The 17,787-nt window shown below is 54.5% G+C and carries 23 protein-coding genes and 1 pseudogene; 10 read left to right on the forward strand and 14 right to left on the reverse strand.

Features of this window, described 5'->3' with window-relative positions; genetic code table 11:
• Positions 1-412: 412 nt before the first annotated feature.
• The 9 genes from JO226_RS07965 to JO226_RS08005 form a co-directional block, all read right to left on the reverse strand.
• Complete coding sequence (locus JO226_RS07965) at positions 413-1,327, reverse strand: DUF1281 domain-containing protein (RefSeq protein ID WP_293546375.1); 915 nt, start codon at positions 1,325-1,327, stop codon at positions 413-415.
• A 388-nt stretch (positions 1,328-1,715) separates the two neighbouring features.
• On the reverse strand, positions 1,716-2,510 hold the full coding sequence (locus tag JO226_RS07970) for a hypothetical protein (RefSeq protein WP_293546377.1): 795 nt from the start codon (positions 2,508-2,510) through the stop codon (positions 1,716-1,718).
• A gap of 266 nt (positions 2,511-2,776) precedes the next feature.
• Positions 2,777-3,025: a hypothetical protein gene (locus tag JO226_RS07975; protein WP_293546380.1), complete on the reverse strand. Its 249-nt coding sequence runs from the start codon at positions 3,023-3,025 to the stop codon at positions 2,777-2,779.
• Between the two features lie 50 nt (positions 3,026-3,075).
• Positions 3,076-3,840, reverse strand: coding sequence for a hypothetical protein (locus JO226_RS07980; RefSeq protein WP_293546382.1), 765 nt, complete (start codon positions 3,838-3,840; stop codon positions 3,076-3,078).
• Positions 3,837-4,121, reverse strand: coding sequence for a hypothetical protein (locus tag JO226_RS07985; RefSeq protein WP_293546384.1), 285 nt, complete (start codon positions 4,119-4,121; stop codon positions 3,837-3,839). The genes JO226_RS07980 and JO226_RS07985 overlap by 4 nt, the downstream gene beginning before the upstream one ends.
• Before the next feature lie 384 nt (positions 4,122-4,505).
• On the reverse strand, positions 4,506-5,276 hold the full coding sequence (locus tag JO226_RS07990; RefSeq protein WP_293546387.1) for an N-6 DNA methylase: 771 nt from the start codon (positions 5,274-5,276) through the stop codon (positions 4,506-4,508).
• Positions 5,277-5,554: 278 nt separating this feature from the next.
• Positions 5,555-5,896, reverse strand: coding sequence for a hypothetical protein (locus JO226_RS07995; protein ID WP_293546390.1), 342 nt, complete (start codon positions 5,894-5,896; stop codon positions 5,555-5,557).
• Positions 5,889-6,254 (reverse strand): plasmid partitioning/stability family protein, encoded by a 366-nt coding sequence (locus JO226_RS08000; protein ID WP_293546393.1) that lies wholly within the window; start codon positions 6,252-6,254, stop codon positions 5,889-5,891. Before JO226_RS08000 ends, JO226_RS07995 begins: the two co-directional genes overlap by 8 nt.
• A 26-nt stretch (positions 6,255-6,280) precedes the next feature.
• The gene (locus JO226_RS08005) at positions 6,281-7,237 is read right to left on the reverse strand and encodes a plasmid segregation protein ParM (protein WP_293546396.1); all 957 of its coding nucleotides are present in this window, start codon (positions 7,235-7,237) and stop codon (positions 6,281-6,283) included.
• Between the two features lie 298 nt (positions 7,238-7,535).
• Here JO226_RS08005 and umuD point away from each other — a divergent pair, with 298 nt between their 5' ends.
• From umuD to JO226_RS08025, 4 genes are all read left to right on the forward strand, one after another.
• A complete protein-coding gene (gene umuD / locus JO226_RS08010; protein WP_293547036.1) occupies positions 7,536-7,961 on the forward strand; it encodes a translesion error-prone DNA polymerase V autoproteolytic subunit in 426 nt (141 codons plus the stop codon).
• Positions 7,961-9,235, forward strand: coding sequence for a Y-family DNA polymerase (locus JO226_RS08015; protein ID WP_293546399.1), 1,275 nt, complete (start codon positions 7,961-7,963; stop codon positions 9,233-9,235). The genes umuD and JO226_RS08015 overlap by 1 nt, the downstream gene beginning before the upstream one ends.
• Before the next feature lie 139 nt (positions 9,236-9,374).
• The gene (locus JO226_RS08020; RefSeq protein WP_293546402.1) at positions 9,375-10,013 is read left to right on the forward strand and encodes an AAA family ATPase; all 639 of its coding nucleotides are present in this window, start codon (positions 9,375-9,377) and stop codon (positions 10,011-10,013) included.
• On the forward strand, positions 10,013-10,306 hold the full coding sequence (locus tag JO226_RS08025; RefSeq protein WP_293546405.1) for a CopG family transcriptional regulator: 294 nt from the start codon (positions 10,013-10,015) through the stop codon (positions 10,304-10,306). Before JO226_RS08020 ends, JO226_RS08025 begins: the two co-directional genes overlap by 1 nt.
• A gap of 133 nt (positions 10,307-10,439) precedes the next feature.
• Here JO226_RS08025 and JO226_RS08030 read toward each other — a convergent pair whose 3' ends face one another.
• Genes JO226_RS08030 through JO226_RS08045 form a run of 4 tightly spaced genes read right to left on the reverse strand, consistent with a single transcriptional unit; the run spans position 10,440 to position 12,356 of the window.
• Entirely contained in the window at positions 10,440-11,192 is a 753-nt protein-coding gene (locus JO226_RS08030; protein WP_293547038.1) for a site-specific integrase, read from the reverse strand.
• 44 nt (positions 11,193-11,236) lie between these two features.
• Positions 11,237-11,587: a hypothetical protein gene (locus JO226_RS08035; RefSeq protein WP_293546408.1), complete on the reverse strand. Its 351-nt coding sequence runs from the start codon at positions 11,585-11,587 to the stop codon at positions 11,237-11,239.
• Complete coding sequence (locus JO226_RS08040; protein WP_293546410.1) at positions 11,577-11,972, reverse strand: hypothetical protein; 396 nt, start codon at positions 11,970-11,972, stop codon at positions 11,577-11,579. Before JO226_RS08040 ends, JO226_RS08035 begins: the two co-directional genes overlap by 11 nt.
• Positions 11,973-12,032: 60 nt before the next feature.
• Complete coding sequence (locus JO226_RS08045) at positions 12,033-12,356, reverse strand: hypothetical protein (RefSeq protein ID WP_293546413.1); 324 nt, start codon at positions 12,354-12,356, stop codon at positions 12,033-12,035.
• Positions 12,357-12,882: 526 nt separating this feature from the next.
• Between JO226_RS08045 and JO226_RS08050 the strand changes: the two genes are divergently transcribed.
• Positions 12,883-13,494, forward strand: coding sequence for a DNA-binding protein (locus JO226_RS08050; protein WP_293546416.1), 612 nt, complete (start codon positions 12,883-12,885; stop codon positions 13,492-13,494).
• Entirely contained in the window at positions 13,491-14,276 is a 786-nt protein-coding gene (locus tag JO226_RS08055; protein WP_293546419.1) for a hypothetical protein, read from the forward strand. Before JO226_RS08050 ends, JO226_RS08055 begins: the two co-directional genes overlap by 4 nt.
• Positions 14,277-14,321: 45 nt before the next feature.
• Here JO226_RS08055 and JO226_RS08060 read toward each other — a convergent pair whose 3' ends face one another.
• Positions 14,322-15,455 (reverse strand): DUF3800 domain-containing protein, encoded by a 1,134-nt coding sequence (locus tag JO226_RS08060; protein WP_293546422.1) that lies wholly within the window; start codon positions 15,453-15,455, stop codon positions 14,322-14,324.
• A 251-nt stretch (positions 15,456-15,706) separates the two neighbouring features.
• Here JO226_RS08060 and JO226_RS08065 point away from each other — a divergent pair, with 251 nt between their 5' ends.
• The 4 genes and pseudogenes from JO226_RS08065 (at position 15,707) to JO226_RS08080 (ending at position 17,555) form a co-directional block, all read left to right on the forward strand.
• Positions 15,707-15,946, forward strand: coding sequence for a hypothetical protein (locus tag JO226_RS08065; protein ID WP_293546424.1), 240 nt, complete (start codon positions 15,707-15,709; stop codon positions 15,944-15,946).
• 6 nt (positions 15,947-15,952) lie between these two features.
• Positions 15,953-16,534: pseudogene (locus JO226_RS08070) on the forward strand (hypothetical protein); the annotation flags it as partial.
• Positions 16,535-16,554: 20 nt separating this feature from the next.
• A complete protein-coding gene (locus JO226_RS08075) occupies positions 16,555-16,911 on the forward strand; it encodes a hypothetical protein (RefSeq protein ID WP_293546427.1) in 357 nt (118 codons plus the stop codon).
• The gene (locus tag JO226_RS08080) at positions 16,908-17,555 is read left to right on the forward strand and encodes a DUF6884 domain-containing protein (RefSeq protein ID WP_293546430.1); all 648 of its coding nucleotides are present in this window, start codon (positions 16,908-16,910) and stop codon (positions 17,553-17,555) included. Before JO226_RS08075 ends, JO226_RS08080 begins: the two co-directional genes overlap by 4 nt.
• The last annotated feature ends 232 nt before the right edge of the window (positions 17,556-17,787 follow it).

Here is a 17,787-nt window from a genome sequence, read left to right on the forward strand (position 1 = left end):
CGCGTGGACGCCCGGCGAAGTGCAGGCGACGACCCGGTTCACCGGGAAGCCGAAGGGGCCCAGCCGGGTTTGAATTTCTTTGATTGTGGTGCTTTTGAGCCCCGAGATTCGATTAAAAAATAAATTAAAATAAGTGCAGTTTTTGCACTTTTTCTGCATTAAAAATCCGACCATTTCAACCCCGATACCTGAAATATTTGTCGCCCTGAATCGCATGATTTAAGGTCATCCGGAACCGGGCCGGAGCGCCGCAGGCGCCGGGTTTCGGTCCCTGCAGGCTTCAGCCTGCAGAAGGGTTTTCCCGCCGGCAAAAGTCGGTTGTCCACAGTGCAGGTCAGTAAGGTACCGGACAGCCTGTGGATAACATGCTCAGGAGCGCACTGTTCGTGACACGCCCCTGAGCGGTTACTATTTAACCACCATAGTGCGGTACATTACCCAGCAGCCAGTCCGGGCCAATGACATCGCTCCATCCGTGCTCATCCTCTTCGTCATACTCCAGACTGTCATCAGCACACTCAACCAGACGGCCCTCTTCATAACGCCGGTAGCCACAATAGTCACCGCCAGCCTCACTGAAATAGTGGTCAATGGTACAGCCCCATCTGTCTGACAGTGCCTCCATGACCGACTCATCTGGCGGAGACCAGGGCGTATCCATATCAATTTCCAGCCAGCCGTAACCGCCTGTTATTTCAGCCTGACTGGCTGAAGGCCATTTAATGCCATAGTTGGCGCAGTACAGGTCACAGGCGCTCTGTACCCTCTCCAGCAGGCGACCATTAAATCCGTTAAGTTCACACGCAAGCCTTGTGGGGAAAATCAGGCGGAAATCGCACATCTCGCCTTCGGGTTCGGCTTCAAGCATATCGAACACCTCTCCCCGGTTGACGGTTTGCAGCCACAAATGGCTCCAGTCATGGCTTTGAATGCGCATCACGGCATCAACCCGCGTCTGCTCATCGGCGGTCAGATCATCCCACTTCAGACCGGCAAGCCCCGTCGCCTGATAATACTGGTCGATATAATGGCAGCATGATTTATCCAGCCAGGCATTACTGCCCAGCTTTGCCACCCATCCGCCAAATGCAAGGGCGGCTTCAGTGGGTTCGTCGCAGCCATGCGCAGTGAGCGCTGGATACGGCAGATACTGCATATCGATACCCGGCTTCAGTCGCCCGGCCACGCCGGCGATGAACATGCGAATACTTTGATTAATAGCGCGTTTGTAATACGGGTACATCGTCCCGTTCGCCCAGGCCTCGACCTCGGCCTGCGCATACACAGACACGGTGAGTTTAATTCGGTTGGCACACCAGTTCGGCATCGTTCTCTCTCCCATACAAGTTGGTGGATACGGCTGTCGCCGTGACCACTAACCAGACCGGGCGGTCAGCGGGGGGAACAAGGGCGCGCCCGGAAGCCGCAGCGCAGGCGAAAATCAGTGCTGAATGCGCTGATTTTTGACGTGAACGGGTGAGGAGCGCGGCGTAGCTTCCCTTGTTACTCACGCCGCCCGGGCTAAGGTTTGGGCACGGCGTCAGCCCCCTCGGGCACAACACGTATCGCGGAAAAAGCCAACTTCCGCCGGCACGGCGACAGAAGGCGACCGGTACGGGCGCGGCCTTTTTGACTCCGGATAACACCGGCTCAACGCCGGGGGTATCCGGCAGGGGGAAACGGGCCGCTGGGGAGCGACCCGGGAGTGTCGGGGATCAGGCGGCGTGAACAAAACTGCGGAAGGCCTGCGCCTGCTCTGTAATGGCGTGACGGGCTTCGTTTGCGACATACTGGATTTCTGACCGGCAGACCCATTTTCTGACCGGCTGCCCGGGGAGAATGACAACCTCACTGGCCCAGGACTCCGCCATCAGCTGGCCCGCGCATTTCACCTGAAACCGGACGGAAGCCACGCGGGCATTATCGTCCAGGATCAGCCGGATATACTCCTCCAGAATGGCATCCTCTGTTTCACAATAGCCACAGTCGCACGGGTCTACCGCCACGGCCTCCAGGGTGACGTTCTCCGTGGCCCGGGTGAACAGGTTCTCATTATATTCAGCCGGATACGTCCCTTCGGTGAGGCGGTAACCCAGTGTTTTCACACTGTGACACAGACATTCATACTGTTCGCGCAGTGCCTGCAGTAGACGTTTTTCCAGCCCTTCCATTTCATCCGGAAACCCCTCGGCAACCATCCGGGTATTGCCAGAATGGCTGTACCAGCTCTGTGTCAGTTCGAGTCGCACACAAGCGCCCTGCTCCTTCACCGCCGTGAATAACGCCCGGGCATGGCGCCGGGTCAGATAACGCTTCCCTCGCAGCCCCGGAATAATACGAAGCAGATCGGTGCTGGAAAGGGTGCCGTGGAAAACCACGCCGTCGCTCTGGCACCACTGCAGGCCATATTCAAGGCGAAGTGATGTGGGCCAGTTCAGAGCCTGCAGCTCCTGTTTTGCCATGGTGTGGATCAGCGCACTGGTCAGGCTGTGAAAGGTCTGAAATGTCATCGTGTGTTTCCTCTGGTGTTGACTCCCCTGACTGGCCGGGAAGTGATGGCCGTGACCCTTTCGCGAGACGGGGTATCAGGGCCGGCGTCAATAACCGGAGGGAGGCCGCAGCGCCGCGTGGCAGACGCGGTGACCGGGGGACTGACGGGCTGTTGATGCCGGACCGCACCGGCTCAGCGTGAGTCACGGCCAGAAACACCGGCGACAAAGGAGAGAGACGCCGAAGGAAAGACGTCGTCCGCCTGTAAGGCGGGTAAAGGCGCCCTTCAGGGCGCGTCATTATTCGCGGCGCGGGAAAAATCGCCACAGTGTTGGAAATAGCCGTCTGCATCGGTGGCGCCGGGCCAGTCTCCCCCCGCGTGGCGCTGGCAGAGGCTGGACTCCCCGGGGCTGTACCACAGATGCTTACACCAGGCGCACAGGTCGTCATCTGAAATGGAGCGGGAAAATATCATCAGCTCTGCGGGCGGCTCTCTGAAAGTAGCAGGGACTGAATGGGCAGAAATGGGTTGCATGTACATCACCTCAGTGGATCCTCCCGGCGGCCCGGGAGGGTGCGTTAACATCAGCGCGGGGCAAAACTTGCGGTAATTTCCCGCTCAATCTGGATGGTTCTGCGGACGTTCGCCGCCAGGGTCGTCAGGTGCTGGCGCGGTAGCCAGCCACGCACCGGTGTACCGGGACGGATAACACAGACCTCGGGAAGCTGAATTTCTCCCATCCGGAACATACCCAGATCCCGAATGACCACCAGGCCGACGGTCAGGACTTCAGAACCCTGGTTGAGGATCTCATCCAGCCAGGCATCGGTCTGCTGGCGGTCAGGTTTTACCGTGACTGGCAGCTCATCCCATACTTCTGCAGCCACAATGAAATGGGGTGTTTCACGCTCAAATATCCAGGCACCATCATATCTGGCTCCGGTTAGCGCCAGGATGGTGTCAGCGTCCTCAGCCATCAGCTGGCAGACAGCAGCCAGATCATCCTGCAGGGCATTTTGCAGGGAGTCCCGGCACAGCTCGCGGTCATCAGGCATATCGATCAGGACAACATTGAGGCTCATTTCCTCTCCACAGACCTTACCCATAATCCGGGCAGAGACACCGCTCTTACCGCACAGCAGCTGCAGACCGCTGACGTTCTTCGATGCCAGCCGTCCTCTCGCTGCCAGGCAGGGCAACAGGTCAATCAGGGTGGTGGTATTGACCGTACCCGCAACCGTTAACATGCTGCCGCATTCTGCTGCGTGGAAATCCAGGCCTTCAGACCAGCCGCGTTCGGTAAGAAGCTGGCGGCCCCGGGCCGCCGTCAGAAGGGTATACAGGCTCACAGGATAACCTCCCTGTCACGCGCACCGGCAGCGAAGGCTTCTGCGTCACCCGGGCAGTGGAACTCATAGCGCTGGCCTTTTGGATATGAGGCGCTGAAGACGTCCACGTAAAAACTGGCTTCACGGCCACACAGACCCGCCCAATCCGGATCGCCTTTTACGCCCTGATACGTTGTGATGATATTAAAGTGCGCCAGCGTAGCGGCGAACTCAGGGGATGAAATCAGCAGCTTATCTGTCATTGCCTGCAGCAGGTTTTGCACTACCTGACGATCGTTCATAACTTTCTCCTTCGCATAATGGTCCGAAAAAAACTTCCTTCTGGCGTTCCTCCTTTCGAAGGGGGTCGTTGTCTCCCGCCATGAGCGACGGGCGGCAACGGGCCATCGGGCAAAAGTCATGCCCCGGATGCAAAGCCGCAGCGCAAGCGACTGACCAACGGGAAGGAGTGCGAACGGGTGCCGCAGACGGCGGCTTGAATTTTGACGGCACGGTGCAACCGTTTAAGCGATGGCAGGAGATTACGTGCGCCAGGCTGGAGGACACCGGAAGTGCTTTTTTCGGTACAGGCCCGCCGGGGCGGGCATCCTTATTCGGCCGGGTGTGCCGGGGGCATCGCCCCCTGGAAGCACCCGGACAGCCGGGGCAACGGCCCCGGCCTTCCATCATCCCCGGAGAAACCGGCGCAGAGAATCGATAGCATCAGCCGTTCCCAGCCGTTCCTGCCAGCCCCCGACGTACCATAGAGGCGTCCGGTAAGTCCGACGAACATCAAGGGTCAGAGAGTTGCCGATCACGACTTCTGCGGGGATACCCAGGTAGGACAGCTGCAGGTAACACATATGCGCTGCCACCGGGTCAATATCCATACAGCTGGCAAAGAGTTTGTCCTGATAGTTAATGCCCTGCTCTGCCATCACCTCTGCAAAAGCAATCACCATGCTACCGGCGCCGGCAGCGGGTTCATGTAATGTGATAAACGGTTTGTCCTTCAGCTGCTCGCGCGGGTTGCCGGCGGTAAGACGAGCCATCAGCTGGGAAAGGTGATAAGGAGTGAAAAACTGCCCCATATGCGCAGAGCCGATCTCCAGCTCCATAAATATCTGCCCAAGAAAATCACCGGGCTGACACTCCAGCGCGCCGGTGAGGCATGCCAGCAGGTGTGCCATACGTTTCACATCATCAGGCTGATAACGGCCCGCAATAGTCAGATATTCCTGTTCAAGTTCCGGCGAACGAAGAAAGGCATTCTGGACAGCGATCGATGCCATCTCAACGAAATCCCGGAACACTTCATGCCGGTGATGGTAGCGCGCGATGTCGCTAAACAGGCGAACAAAATCCCGGCGGTAATGGTCGTAACCGTTTTGCCCGGTATGCGCTGGTTTAAGGTGAGTTGCTTCTGGTAATGCCATCTCCAGAGTTAATTGCGTCATTCTGGCGTTCCTTCCTTTCCGGCGGTCTGCGGTGTGCTCCCGCCATACCGCACACGACGCAACGTGCCAGCTGGAAAAAATCCAGCTCCGGATGCAAGGCCGCAGCGCAAAAGACTGACCAGAGGGAAGGAATGCGAACGGGCGCCGCAGCTGGCGGCTTGAATTTTTCCGGCACGGTGCGACGGTTAAGCGGTGTGGGGGAGAACAGCAGAATGTGAAGAGGCAGGAATGGACAGAACTGCTGGCAGTGTGATTACCGCCAGCCGGATTAGGGAAGTCTAGTGAGCGTTGTGGGTCTTATCGATGAGGCCCAGACGAGTCATGCAAGTGATAACGGATTCCGGACGACGCTGGTACTCCCGGGCAAAAGCATTAACATCGAAATCAGCCGCTGTGGCCCGCGCGATCAGTTGCTGCTTTTCGTCTTCCTCCCAGCGGGCACCGTGACGAGGATACTCTTGCTTATAGCCCGCGCCAGGAGTGGAACGACTGACCAGCTCATGCTGGATACTGGCCAGTGTTTTATTTTCAGCATCCTCTACCAGCCCCAGAGCCTGCAGCTCCCTGGCAGCCTTCAAAAACTGGCGAATCAGACGACCATGTTCCTTTAGATCAGTCATTTGACGGGCCTCCAAACATCTGGCGGGCATTATTTCGGGTTTCCTCATCACCGGCTGTGGCTGCTACAGTCCTGGATGCCGGGGCGCTTTCACCCACTCCCCTGCCCTGGCCCTGTAGCAAAGCATCAACCTCTCGCGGATAAACCGCGCGCAGCAGCTGCAGAAGATCGTCAAAAGAGGTGCCATCATTTAGCAGCTCACTGAACAGATAAGGCAACCTTTCATCCTGCTTACCGAAGGCAAAACCGGTGAGTAGCGCGGCGCGCCACAAACGTCCCCTTTCTCCCTGAGGCGTTTCGTCAGTCTTCTGGCAGACGAAACGGTCAGCTTCATTAGTTTCGGGATTCAGGTAAAACATTATTTTGCGTCGCGTATCCATAGTGATTATCCGATGAGGTACATGCCGTTAACGAGGTCGAACTGAGATGAGTTGGTTTTATAGAAACGCTCTTCCCTGACCGCACAGTGATCCCTGACAGCATCAGCAATGAGCTCAGCTCCACCGCCGATGACCATAACGTGTGAGTATCCCTCAAAGCGGCTGACGGCTTCAATAACCCGGTTAACAAGACGACCATGTGCTTCATTCATCGCCTCACGAACCAACGTCACACAAGAGGTGTCATTGATCCTCGATGCCAGGTAGGCTTCATCATTGCGATGAATGATGATGTCATCAGCGAGATAACTGCTTCCCTTCGTTCTGGCCACAGACAGCGCATCTTTGACAGCACTGGTCATCAGGGATACGCCAAGGGAAGAATCACCAAAGATTCGGGAAATCCCGCGCATCTTGCCCATAACCTGCGAGACATCCAGAGTTGTTCCCCCTAAATCGATGATCAGGAGTGAGTCCAGTTCATTGAGATCCTTCACGACATCAAATCCTGCCGGAATGGACTCAGGCATAACCTCAACGCTGCAAATATTGAACGTTTTGCCGCCATTGAGTTCCACAGCGCGCATCAGGTTATCCTTTTTGCGGCGGATGTTGTCTTCGTTCGGCTGGTTGTTTTTGTTGTAGTACTCAGCCAGCGGCAGCGTAACCACGATACTGACGTCCTGCGGCGAAATGCCGGTACACAGCAGCGCATGGTGAACAGCCACCACGTTCACATCGCTGTACTGCCAGGCCACATTCGTCGTCACTACAGCTTCAGGGCTGATCGCGTCAAATGAATACTGCTCTCCATTCAGCATGTAGTTGTAAGCCTGCTGGCCTCCAAACGCCACCGCCCACTCACGCTTAAAGCTGTTTGGGCTGATTGATTGTTTTACCTCTCCACCATCAACCCACTGCAATTTAATGTTTGTTGATCCGTCATCGATATAGATTTTCATGTTCGCCACCTGAGTTAAATGAAAGAGCATACAGAGAACTTCTTGAGATAAATAAGAGAACTATTCACGGATTATACGCATTACCTGTCAACTGGCAAGAGCAAGGAGAACTATTTGAGATAAATTTGAGAAGTATTCTTGATGAGCACAGCGATAAGTCAGAAACCCGAACCTGACTTTTTTCGCATGGGAAACAGCGGATTGAGTAAACCCTTGACGAGAGAACTTGCAGAAAGCGAAATTTCTTAAAATAATAACTGTATATTTATACAGTCAATGAGTAAGAGCTATGACATCCATCCAGTTTATAAAAGCGTCTCAAGAGCCGGAAATTTTGCAGCTGCCATTGTTCGCGGACACGGTACCCTGCGGCTTTCCCAGCCCGGCCCAGGACTATGTGGAGGCAGAGCTCGATCTGAATGATTACTGCATTCTGAGGCCCAGCTCTACTTACTTTGTCCGGGCAATCGGCAATTCAATGACGGATATAGGGCTTCACAGCGGTGACCTGCTTATCGTTGATAAAGCCGAACGGCCGCAGCACGGGGATATTGTCATCGCTGAGATTGAGGGGGAATTTACCGTTAAACGTCTGCTGCTCACTCCCCGTCCCGGCCTCCAGGCCATGAATCCGGCTTACCCTACCCTGTATCCTGATCCTGAGCAGCTGCAGATATTCGGTGTGGTCACGGCATTCATCCACAAAACCCGGAATGGCGACTGATGTTTGCCCTGGCGGATGTAAATAGCTTCTACGCCTCATGTGAGGGGGTGTTCAGGCCAGATTTACGCGGGCAACCTATTGTTTGCCTTAGCAATAATGACGGTTGTGTGATCGCGAGAAACGCAGCGGCAAAGGCCCTGGGTATAAAAATGGGCGTCCCCTGGTTCCAGCTAAAAGGCACAGACTTCCCAACTAAAATACATGTATTTTCAAGCAATTACGAACTGTACGCGAGCCTCAGCAATCGTGTAATGGCACATATTGAGGCGCTCGCGCCGCGGGTGGAACAGTACAGCATCGATGAGATGTTCCTGGACATCCGTGGGATTGATCGCTGCATACAGTACGAGGATTTCGGACGGCAGCTGCGTGAGCATGTAAAGGCCGGAACAGGTCTGACGATTGGTGTTGGCATGGGCCCGTCTAAAACACTGGCCAAGAGTGCCCAGTGGGCCTCTAAAGAATGGCCCCAGTTCGGCGGAGTACTCGCTCTTACAGTCGATAATCCCCGCCGCACTGAAAAGCTGCTTTCATTGCAACCGGCAGGAGAAATATGGGGAGTGGGCAACCGCATAGCGAAAAAGTTAGCAACGATGGGAATAACCACCGCGTTACAGCTGGCACAGGCTAATCCCACGTTTATCCGCAGGAATTTTAATGTGGTACTTGAACGCACCGTCAGAGAATTGAACGGAGAGCCATGTATTTCGCTTGAAGAAGCCCCGCCACCAAAGCAGCAGATTGTATGTAGCCGATCGTTCGGGGAACGTATTACAACTTACGAATCTATGCGGCAGGCAATTTGCCAATATGCCGAAAGAGCAGCTGAAAAATTACGTGGTGAACGCCAATTCTGCCGGCATGTTACTGTGTTCGTCAAAACGTCGCCGTTCGCAGTTAATGAGCCCTATTACGGTAACGTGGCCAGCGAACAACTATTGGTACCAACCCAGGATACTCGCGATGTCATTGCCGCCGCCATCAGGTCATTAGACCGCATCTGGCAGGACAACCATCGTTATGCCAAAGCAGGAGTGATGTTAAACGACTTCACCCCTACTGGCGTTTCTCAGTTAAACCTGTTCGATGAAGTGCAACCCCGCGCCTGTAGCAGCGAACTAATGAAAGTTCTGGATGGGATCAATCACTCAGGACTGGGGAAAGTATGGTTTGCCGGCAGAGGTATTGCACCTGAGTGGAAAATGAAGCGGGAGATGCTCTCTCCGGCTTACACCACCCGCTGGAGTGAAATCCCTAAAGCACGCTTGCTATAGATAACACTTCATACTTATGATGTATGAAGTATGAAGTATGAAGTCACACTTCCTATTTATGATTTATGATGTATGATAATCGTGCAATTGCATATAATCTCAGATAATCATACTTCACACTTCATAATTAGGATTAACCATGATAACAGTCATTGGTGGTAATAAGGGTGGTTCGGGGAAAACTACTACGGCAGTGAACCTTGCTATAGGGCTTGCTCTCAGGGGAAAAGATGTTTGCCTGGTTAACGGCGATTTACAGCGGACCGCAGCAAAACATCTTGCAGAGCGTGAGGCCTCGGAAGTTAAGCCGGCTATAACGCTTATTGAGAAATTTGATAATCTCTCCCAAACGCTTCGAGCGCTGGATGAGAAGTATGAGCATGTTATCGTTGATGTGGCAGGCCGCAACTCCAGAGAGTTCATTACCAGTGGTGTAGTAGCTCATCAAATCATCGCCCCCCTCCAATGTTCACAACCAGACCTTGACACACTGATTGAGCTACAACAGCAGGTTGAAAGCATGAGAGACCTTAACCCTGAATTGAAGGTATTTTGTCTTCAAAGCATGGCTACAACAAATCCGGTGTTAAGAGGCAATGAGCGCAAGGAGTTCATTGATTATCTCGATGAGTTCCCTTCTATTCAAACCCTAGAGTCGGTCATTTGTTTCAGGAAGGTTTACCGTGACTGTATGAGCAGTGGTCTGGGTGTTTTGGAAACTGACAATGCAGCGGCAAAAACAGAAATGGAAAAACTGATGGAAGAGGTATTTGGATAATGGTTAAGAAGCCAAGTCAACAAGCCTCATCACGCTCAGCGGTAACACCAGAACAGGCAGACGAACTGGCGCAGCGCCTGGCTGATAAGCCTTATGGTGATCCTGTAAAATCAGTCCCTGAGAAAGAGGTCCAGGAAAAGCAGTGCAGAACTACAATTTCTCTACAAGAATCTATGTTGTTAAAGGTTGAAGATCTAGCACTGAAAAACAAGCGGAATGGTATAGAGCCTAAGAATGTAAGCGCCATAGTAAGGGAAGCTCTGGATCTCTACCTAAATAATATGAAATCATAAATCACACTTATGAAGTATTAATTATGAAATGTGAAGTATGATTTAATGCAAATCTGCGTGGCCACCCTTTGGTGGCCGAACACTTTAGAGCATCCTACAGATACAATTCCCTCTAGCCGATCTTAGTTGTAACTCAGCTAGAAGGATTCAAACTTTTCAGCAGGCTTACCGCTTCGGTTTCTGGCATCTGGAACTGTACGCGATGGCGTGCAGCGACATCGAGCGCAAACACCTTCGTATACACCTCTGTCGAACTTATCGACTTGTGGCCCATTAATGCCTGCAGCACTTTGAGCGGAATACCGGCGTACAGCATGTGCATCGCGTAACTGTGGCGGAAGGTGTGTGGCGTAATCGGTACAGAGAAGGTTACGCCATCTTCCGCGGCGGCCGCCACGGCCTCAGCCAGCCACGTTCGCACAGTGCGATCGGTGATGGTCCATAGCCGCGCCTTTTCCATCCTGCCGGTACGCTTGTTTTTCCGTTCGAGCGGGATCTTCAGCGTGGCTATCATCATTTTCAGCTGGCTGAGGTAGTGCTGATCGGACAGGGGGACTAAACGGTGAGGTACCGTCCCGGCTGGCGTACGCCCGGAACTTCGGGCCGCTTTCTCTTCCTGTTGTTTCAGCGTAGCCAGTTGCACAAAAGAGTAACGCGGTTGCAGTAAAAAATCCGCTCTACCTAATGGCAGCGCTTCGTTGATACGAGCCCCCGTATTCCACAAGGTTGCAAACAGAGTCTTGCGCTCCAGGTCCGGGATGTAGTGGAGCAGGGCGCTGACTTCCGGGGCCAGAAGATATTTCGGCAGTTCATCATGCAGGGCTGCCAGTTGGCGCAGTTCCAGTGCAGCTGGGTAGTCAATGGCCACCGGCAGCTGCTGCGGCATAACAACGGGATGGGCGCCAGGAAAGACCGGGAGTGCAGGCACGGTCATAATGCGGTTCCCGTTCCGGTGATGAGCTCCATCCAGGTCAGCGCGGCCAGGGCGTAGTTATCGCCGACGTCAGTCTGTAACTGCCCCTGCTCTTCGAGCCGGCGGCCGACGTCGGCCAGTCGGGACTGGAGGTCCAGAAGCGGGTCAAGGGAGGCAGCAAAGGCACAGGACTGCAGTATGCGCTGTGCAAAGCCGTCCATCACTTCATCTGCGGCCACGCCAGGCCGACGCGGAACAGGACGTTTCAGACCGTCTTTCTCCGACTGCAGCTGCTGGCACAACGTCAGCAGTTCGATCATTTCTTCTCCGGGTGTCCGGTGCATCATGGAGTCCTCTTCACTGTTCATGAAACGCCAGGTGAAGCTCATCGAGCATAATCAACTCGCGGCGGCCTGAACGGCGGGGGAACATGCGGCGCATTTCGCGCGTCAGCTCCTTCTTTTCCCAGCCATACGGGTAAATCACCCTGCCGTTTCTCTCCTCAATATCCAGCGCCCGGGGAGTCGGTCCGGTTGTAATGCGTTCCACTTCCTGCTTCAGACGCTCCCCGCGCCAGCCGTAAGCGGCCAGGCTGCGGCGAATGCGCCCAACCGGGAAACGCGGATCTGAATGCCGGGGAAATATCAGTTTCCCGTTTTCGCCCCGTTTCACGCCGAAGTCTTCCAGCGACTGTTTCACCGTCACGGTTCTGAGGTTGACCCCAATCATCGTTGCATGCGCTGTCTTTTCCATCGTTAACTCTCCTGAACAGATAGTTGAAAATCAGTCTTTAAGAAATCCCGCCAGTCAGGATCATACCGCTGCCTGACGGAACGGCAGAAACGCCTGCAGGGCGTCAGCCCGGGAGGTCAGCTCAACAATATCCTGACGCTGCGGGTCCGGCTCTTCATCAACGGTTTCAGTGTATCGCAGGCGAAGCCGCCATCCCATCATGGGAGGCGCATTCTGGAAAGCCAGAACTCTTCCTTCGGGCGAATGAAGCTCACGACAAACGTAGCTGGCTCCTATTAGGGTAGAGTCCCGTAACCAGAGCACAGGATATTCATTGACCAGATGGTCATAGACACATTCAGCGGTATGAAAATAGTTCGCATCCTGATCGCATAAGTCACACACTGTTTTTCTCCTGAATAATCACACCACGTAACAATCACCCACTGACCCATCAGGCCGTCACCTCGAATGACTTTACCCGGCGTAAACATCACTTATCTGATAATAAGCAGCCATATAACCACTCAGCTAAATTACCGAACGGCTGTTACAGGGTGATCCGGTTTCTTGCATATTCACAACTTTCCGGAAGTGTACCACGGTCACGTAATAATCATATCGTGGTTTTCCGGCGCTGCGCGCCGGGTCACGGGGCAGGGGGATAACACAACATATAGAAGAAAACGCAGCTGATAGCGTGGCATATCTTGTGTTTCAGCGCCGCTGGGCGGCGGTGCATAGAAAGAAGATCCGGAACCGGGACTTTTCGGATCTGACCGGGAAAGAAGAGAAACTGCATGTATGTTCTGTACTGTATGTACGGTATGTATTCACTGTATTGTATGTATTATTTGTATTCTGTGTATTGTGTATTTTTTACACCGGGAGTACTATAACCTCATTCCCTGACAAGATCGGAGCCCTTTTTATGAGCACACTCGCCCCGGACACCGTCCGCCGTATTGAAGACGCCGCAGCGGCCCTCATCGCCGCCGGCACCCCCAACCCGACCAACGAACAGGTCCGCCAGCACCTCGGCGGCGGCTCGCTCTCCCACATCTCCCCGGTAATGCGGGACTTCCGTGCCCGTCAGCGCGCGCTGGCCAGTGAACAGACCCCGGCGCTGCCGGCGGAGCTCACGCAGCTGCTGACCGGCCAGCTGGGGCTATTGTGGCAGGCGGCGGTCAGGCAGGCTGATGCTGACACCCTGGCCGCGCGTGAGCAGGCCGATGCCGACACTGAACAGGCCGACCGGGAGCGCGATGAGGCCCTGGCGAAAGTGGCCACCCTGGAAAGTGAGCTGGCGGTGCTGCGCGAGGTGCAGGCCGAGCGCGATCGTCTGCTCAAACAGGAGCTGGGGCTCAATGAGCGGATGATTTCGCTGCGCGAGGAGGTGGTGCGCCAGCAGACCCGGAATGAACACCTGACCGCACAGCTGGAAGAGAGCCGGCAGGACCTGAAAACCCTGCGGGACAGCGAAAAGACCCTGCAGCAGGAGCTGCTGACCCTGGCCCGGGCAGACAGCAAGGTGAAGAAATGACAGCGGACACCCGGGCATGGGTGAAGGCCTTCCGCCGGGCGCTGGAGCTCGCGGCCGGTGAGCCCGTGCTTTCCACATGGCGTAACGATTTGAAGGCATTTCCGCGCGGCTGCTGCGAGCTGGCCAGCCAGACGCTGGTCAGGTACCTGATGGAACACGACGAGAAGCTGTTTCCTTACGTCATAGGGATGGACTGGAGGGTTAATGCTCAAGACTACGGCCACGTCATTGTCGCCCTCAACGGGGACTACATCGACCTGACCCTCGATCAGTTTGACGGCTATGACGACTGGGTTGTGGCGGAGCCCGTTGAGTCCGGCGGGCAGATCGCGGCATTTATGCAGATGGTCCGGGGCCAGGGCGGGACTCTCAGCACGCGTGAACTGACGTTCGCCGGCATTCCGGATCAGGCCTGGAAACTGTATGACTGGCTGAAAACCACGGCGGACAGTCTGCTGCCTGCGACGGGGCAACCGTGCAGCCCGCCGCAGCTTGTTTCCATGGAAATCCTGAAGGAGTACCGTGGCTGGACGCTGAACGGCCCGTCAGATAACATCGGTCATGCCCCTGAAAAGAAAAAGCAGAAGAAAATGACGCACACCGGGACCATTACAGAATGCTACCAGCCCCGCGAAGTCAGGCTGCGGGAAACCGGAACCTGGTGGGTCAGTGAATGCGGCTTGCGCTTCAGAAAGTCCACCGGCGCTGCAGTTGCAAGCGGCGTCTGGAGTGCAAACCGTCTTGATTTGAAGAGCATCCGGGAAATCCCGTCTGAAGATTAACGGCCTGTGGCGTTTTCCGTTTTCGCGCGTGAACAATCCTCCTGATCAGGATTGCGGCAGACTTTGCACCCGATGCGCCAGCCGTCGCGCCTCTTCCCGGTCCCGGTATACACTCGCCTTTTGCATCATTTCGGCCGTTGGCTCCGGCAACTTTTCAAAAAACTCCTTAAAACGTTTAGCCACCGACTGGAGGGAGACACTGTCTGTACGGGCGGTATTCTGATTAGTGTAAATCAGTCGGGCAAGTGGCCTGGTCAGCTCTTTCCCTTCCATAAAGCGTTTGAAGATCCAGAGATAAATGTCAACCAGCTCCAGCCCTGCGCTCTTTGTGCCGGACTGGAAGACCAGCGGTTCAGCCGGCATGTTCTTCAGATCCATGACCGGTAAACCGGGGCCGAGTACCCACGGCTGTTCACGGATCTGGTAATAGAACTGGCTCAGCTCCCGCTGGGTGGTATTGAATTGCGACTGCTGGTCCACAATGATGTCGGCTCTCTTATTCGGCGATCCCAGCCGTATGCAGATACCGTGCAAAACATGCTGGAATCCGATCATGTTGGGCATGATCTGCAACTTTTCTTTGCCGGTTTTGCAGTTATATCCCAGCTCGTTAAAGTGAGTCATCGCCCAGGACAACGCATCGGTAATGAGTTCAACAGAACGGGGGTCGCCCAGGGTATGCACACGCGCAAGCAGCTCGCTGCAGACTTCAAAGAACAGGGATGAGGAACGTTCATCATGTGCTTCGTGACGGGCAAGCCACGCTTTTTCAGCCAGTTCATCATCAAACAGGTTTGCCAGATTCAGCAGCAGCGGATAGCGCAGGGGAGTCCAGTAGGCACTCCAGGGCACTACCGGATTCAGGCCCTGGTCAAACACCTGGTCGAAGAATGAAATAATGGCGTGGTCCCGTTTAACCACCTGCCAGACATCAAATCGTATCCGGTGCTTCTTCTGTAGAACAAGCAGCGTATCGACCACCTCATCAAGGCGGTGCATGCCCAGTTCTGCGGCGTGCAGGCGCTGTACTCCCAGTTTCTTACGCAAAACAGCAAGCGGTACTTCGGCAACCTTATCCAGATCATCCGGAGAAGACAGCACGCCGTAGGAAAGCACAGGCTGGGTGCGGTCAAAAAGGTTCTTACCGGTTTGACCGGTTTCATCCACATAAAAGTACATTCAGGTTTCCTTTACCAAGCTGGAGGAAGCGAAACGGCATTATTTACATGAATGTAAAACCTTCCTTTAACTCGGTGCAAGAAATCCGGTTAAGCATCTTTTCAGATCTGCGCGGCGGGAAACCCGTTGGTAATATGATTATATTTATATTTGAATATAATCATATATGGTATGATATTTATCTAATAATACTTTAATCAGTTTAAGTATGATTTTTGCTTAACCTAACACTTATCAGATGGAGCATGCGGATGGATCAGGAACTGAATTTTTCACTCAGCTATGAGCAGCTAACCCGAACTGCGGAAGACGAAATTAAGAAATGCTGGCTTAATCCGGATGGTGCCGTCTATTTGAAGGAATTAGGCAGGGCTTCCGCCATTCTGGGATTTTGGCGCAATCTTGCGATAAGCGGTGGTTCCGGAAAAGAACACGAAGATCGCGTTAATGCCGACTCGGAGCGTCTGGCAGCTCTTGTCTATAAAGAGTAAAAGACCATGAAGAACACAGGTACACGCCGACCATCACCACTGCAGCGGAGAGTGCTGATTGTGCTGGCTGCTCTCGATGCGAAACGTCCGGGGCCAGTGGCGACACGGGATATTGAGCGGCTGCTGGAGCAGGGCGGCGATGCCCCGGTGTACGGGCCGAACCTGCGCGCCTCCTGCCGTCGTATGGAGGACACTGGCCTGCTGCGTACCCTCCGGGCGCCAAATCTGCAGCTGGCGGTTGAGCTTACTGCTGCCGGACGTGAGATGGCTGCCCCATTGCTGGCAGATGAACAGGAACGCGTACTGGCCGAACAGCGCAAGGCTCAAATCTGCGTATTGCCGCTGAGCCGTCAGGCACCGGCAGCAGAACGCCGTCCAGTCTGGCTGCATAACCGCTGGTACACCGTTAACCGGGCTGACTATGTGATACGACTCGACGGCACCACCTGCCTGCAGCTGCGGGACGAGGGTGGTCAGGTGACACGGCTGAATGGCGATCCCCTACAGGTTGCAGAGTGGCTACAGGCCTGCCACGACGCGGGCCTGGATATCCGGATACAGATCAACGAAAGTGACGCGCCGGCAGAGACCGGGAACAAGGAGGAATCATGAAGCCAGTATTTCCCATGCGGTGGGGCATTCGCGCCGCGCTGGCTCTCAGTTTTCTGGTCATGATGAGCGGTACTGCAGAATGGCTTACTTGGGTCAATGCCGATCGCTATCCTACGTGGCTGGCCCGGGAGTTCATTACTGACGGCAATGAAACATCTGCTGGTATCATCGAGCTGATGCCAGCCTTTCAGAAACTGTGTGGCAATCCCGGTGGATTTGCCGTGGACACTAAAGAAAATGGGATGTTCCTGCGTTGTGATAACAGCCCGTCCCTGGCGATCTGGGATGCCCGGGTTTACCACATCGTTCTCCGACAGCAGCCTGAAGGCAGTATTCCGGGTGAGCGGCTATGACAAACGCTAAGGGCCTGCACCTGATCGTCACCTGTACCAAACGGAAAACCGCGGCTGCCGGCAGCAGGGTGTTTCCGGTAGCAGAGGATGCGGGTTCAGCCTTCGAGGCATGGCGAAAGGTCCTGGCTCAGTCCAGCTGTAATCAGACGGCCATAACTGCCGGCGAGCTTTATACCGGTCAACACTGGAGCCGGGCAGCTGCAGCTGCGTCACGCACGGGGGCGGAATTGTGGGTTATTTCTGCCGGACTGGGTTTGCTGCACGCTTCAGATCCCGTTGTGCCTTATGAAGCTACGTTCTCCGCGATGAAGTTCTGCCATCGTGCTATGTGGCAGCAACTCACTACACGGCCACTAACGGAACGGCGGAATTCTTCGCTGACAGCACTGATGCAAGCGAGACCTGATGACCGGTTTGTAATAGCCGCTTCCCCGGTGTATCTCCGTGCCGCTGAAGAAGATTTATGTTCAGCTCGTCAGGCTCTGCGAAGACCAGACAGCCTGACCATCGTCACGACAAAAGGGTATCAGGGCCCATTATCTGACAACATCAAACTTGCCAGCGCGAGAATGATGAAGTCGCTGAACACCAATATGACGGGGCTGAATACCTGCTATGCCCTGCAGATACTGGAAACCTTCTGAGTAACCTTTCTGGCTCCACTGTACTTTTTCAAGTTATCCACCGGATAGATCAATAATAAAGCTCAATACAGGGCTAAGTAACAGATCAACAAAGAATAAGGATCCGCTCAGCCCTTTAATCACGGTGCTTTCAGGGATGCCAGATACACTGTAACGGGTAGAAAATACATTGTAGAGGGTTAGCGCTCCACTGTACCGGGTGACAAATACACTATACCGGGTGGATATGATC

Source organism: Pluralibacter sp. (assembly GCF_019237635.1).
GTDB lineage: Bacteria > Pseudomonadota > Gammaproteobacteria > Enterobacterales > Enterobacteriaceae > Enterobacter_B.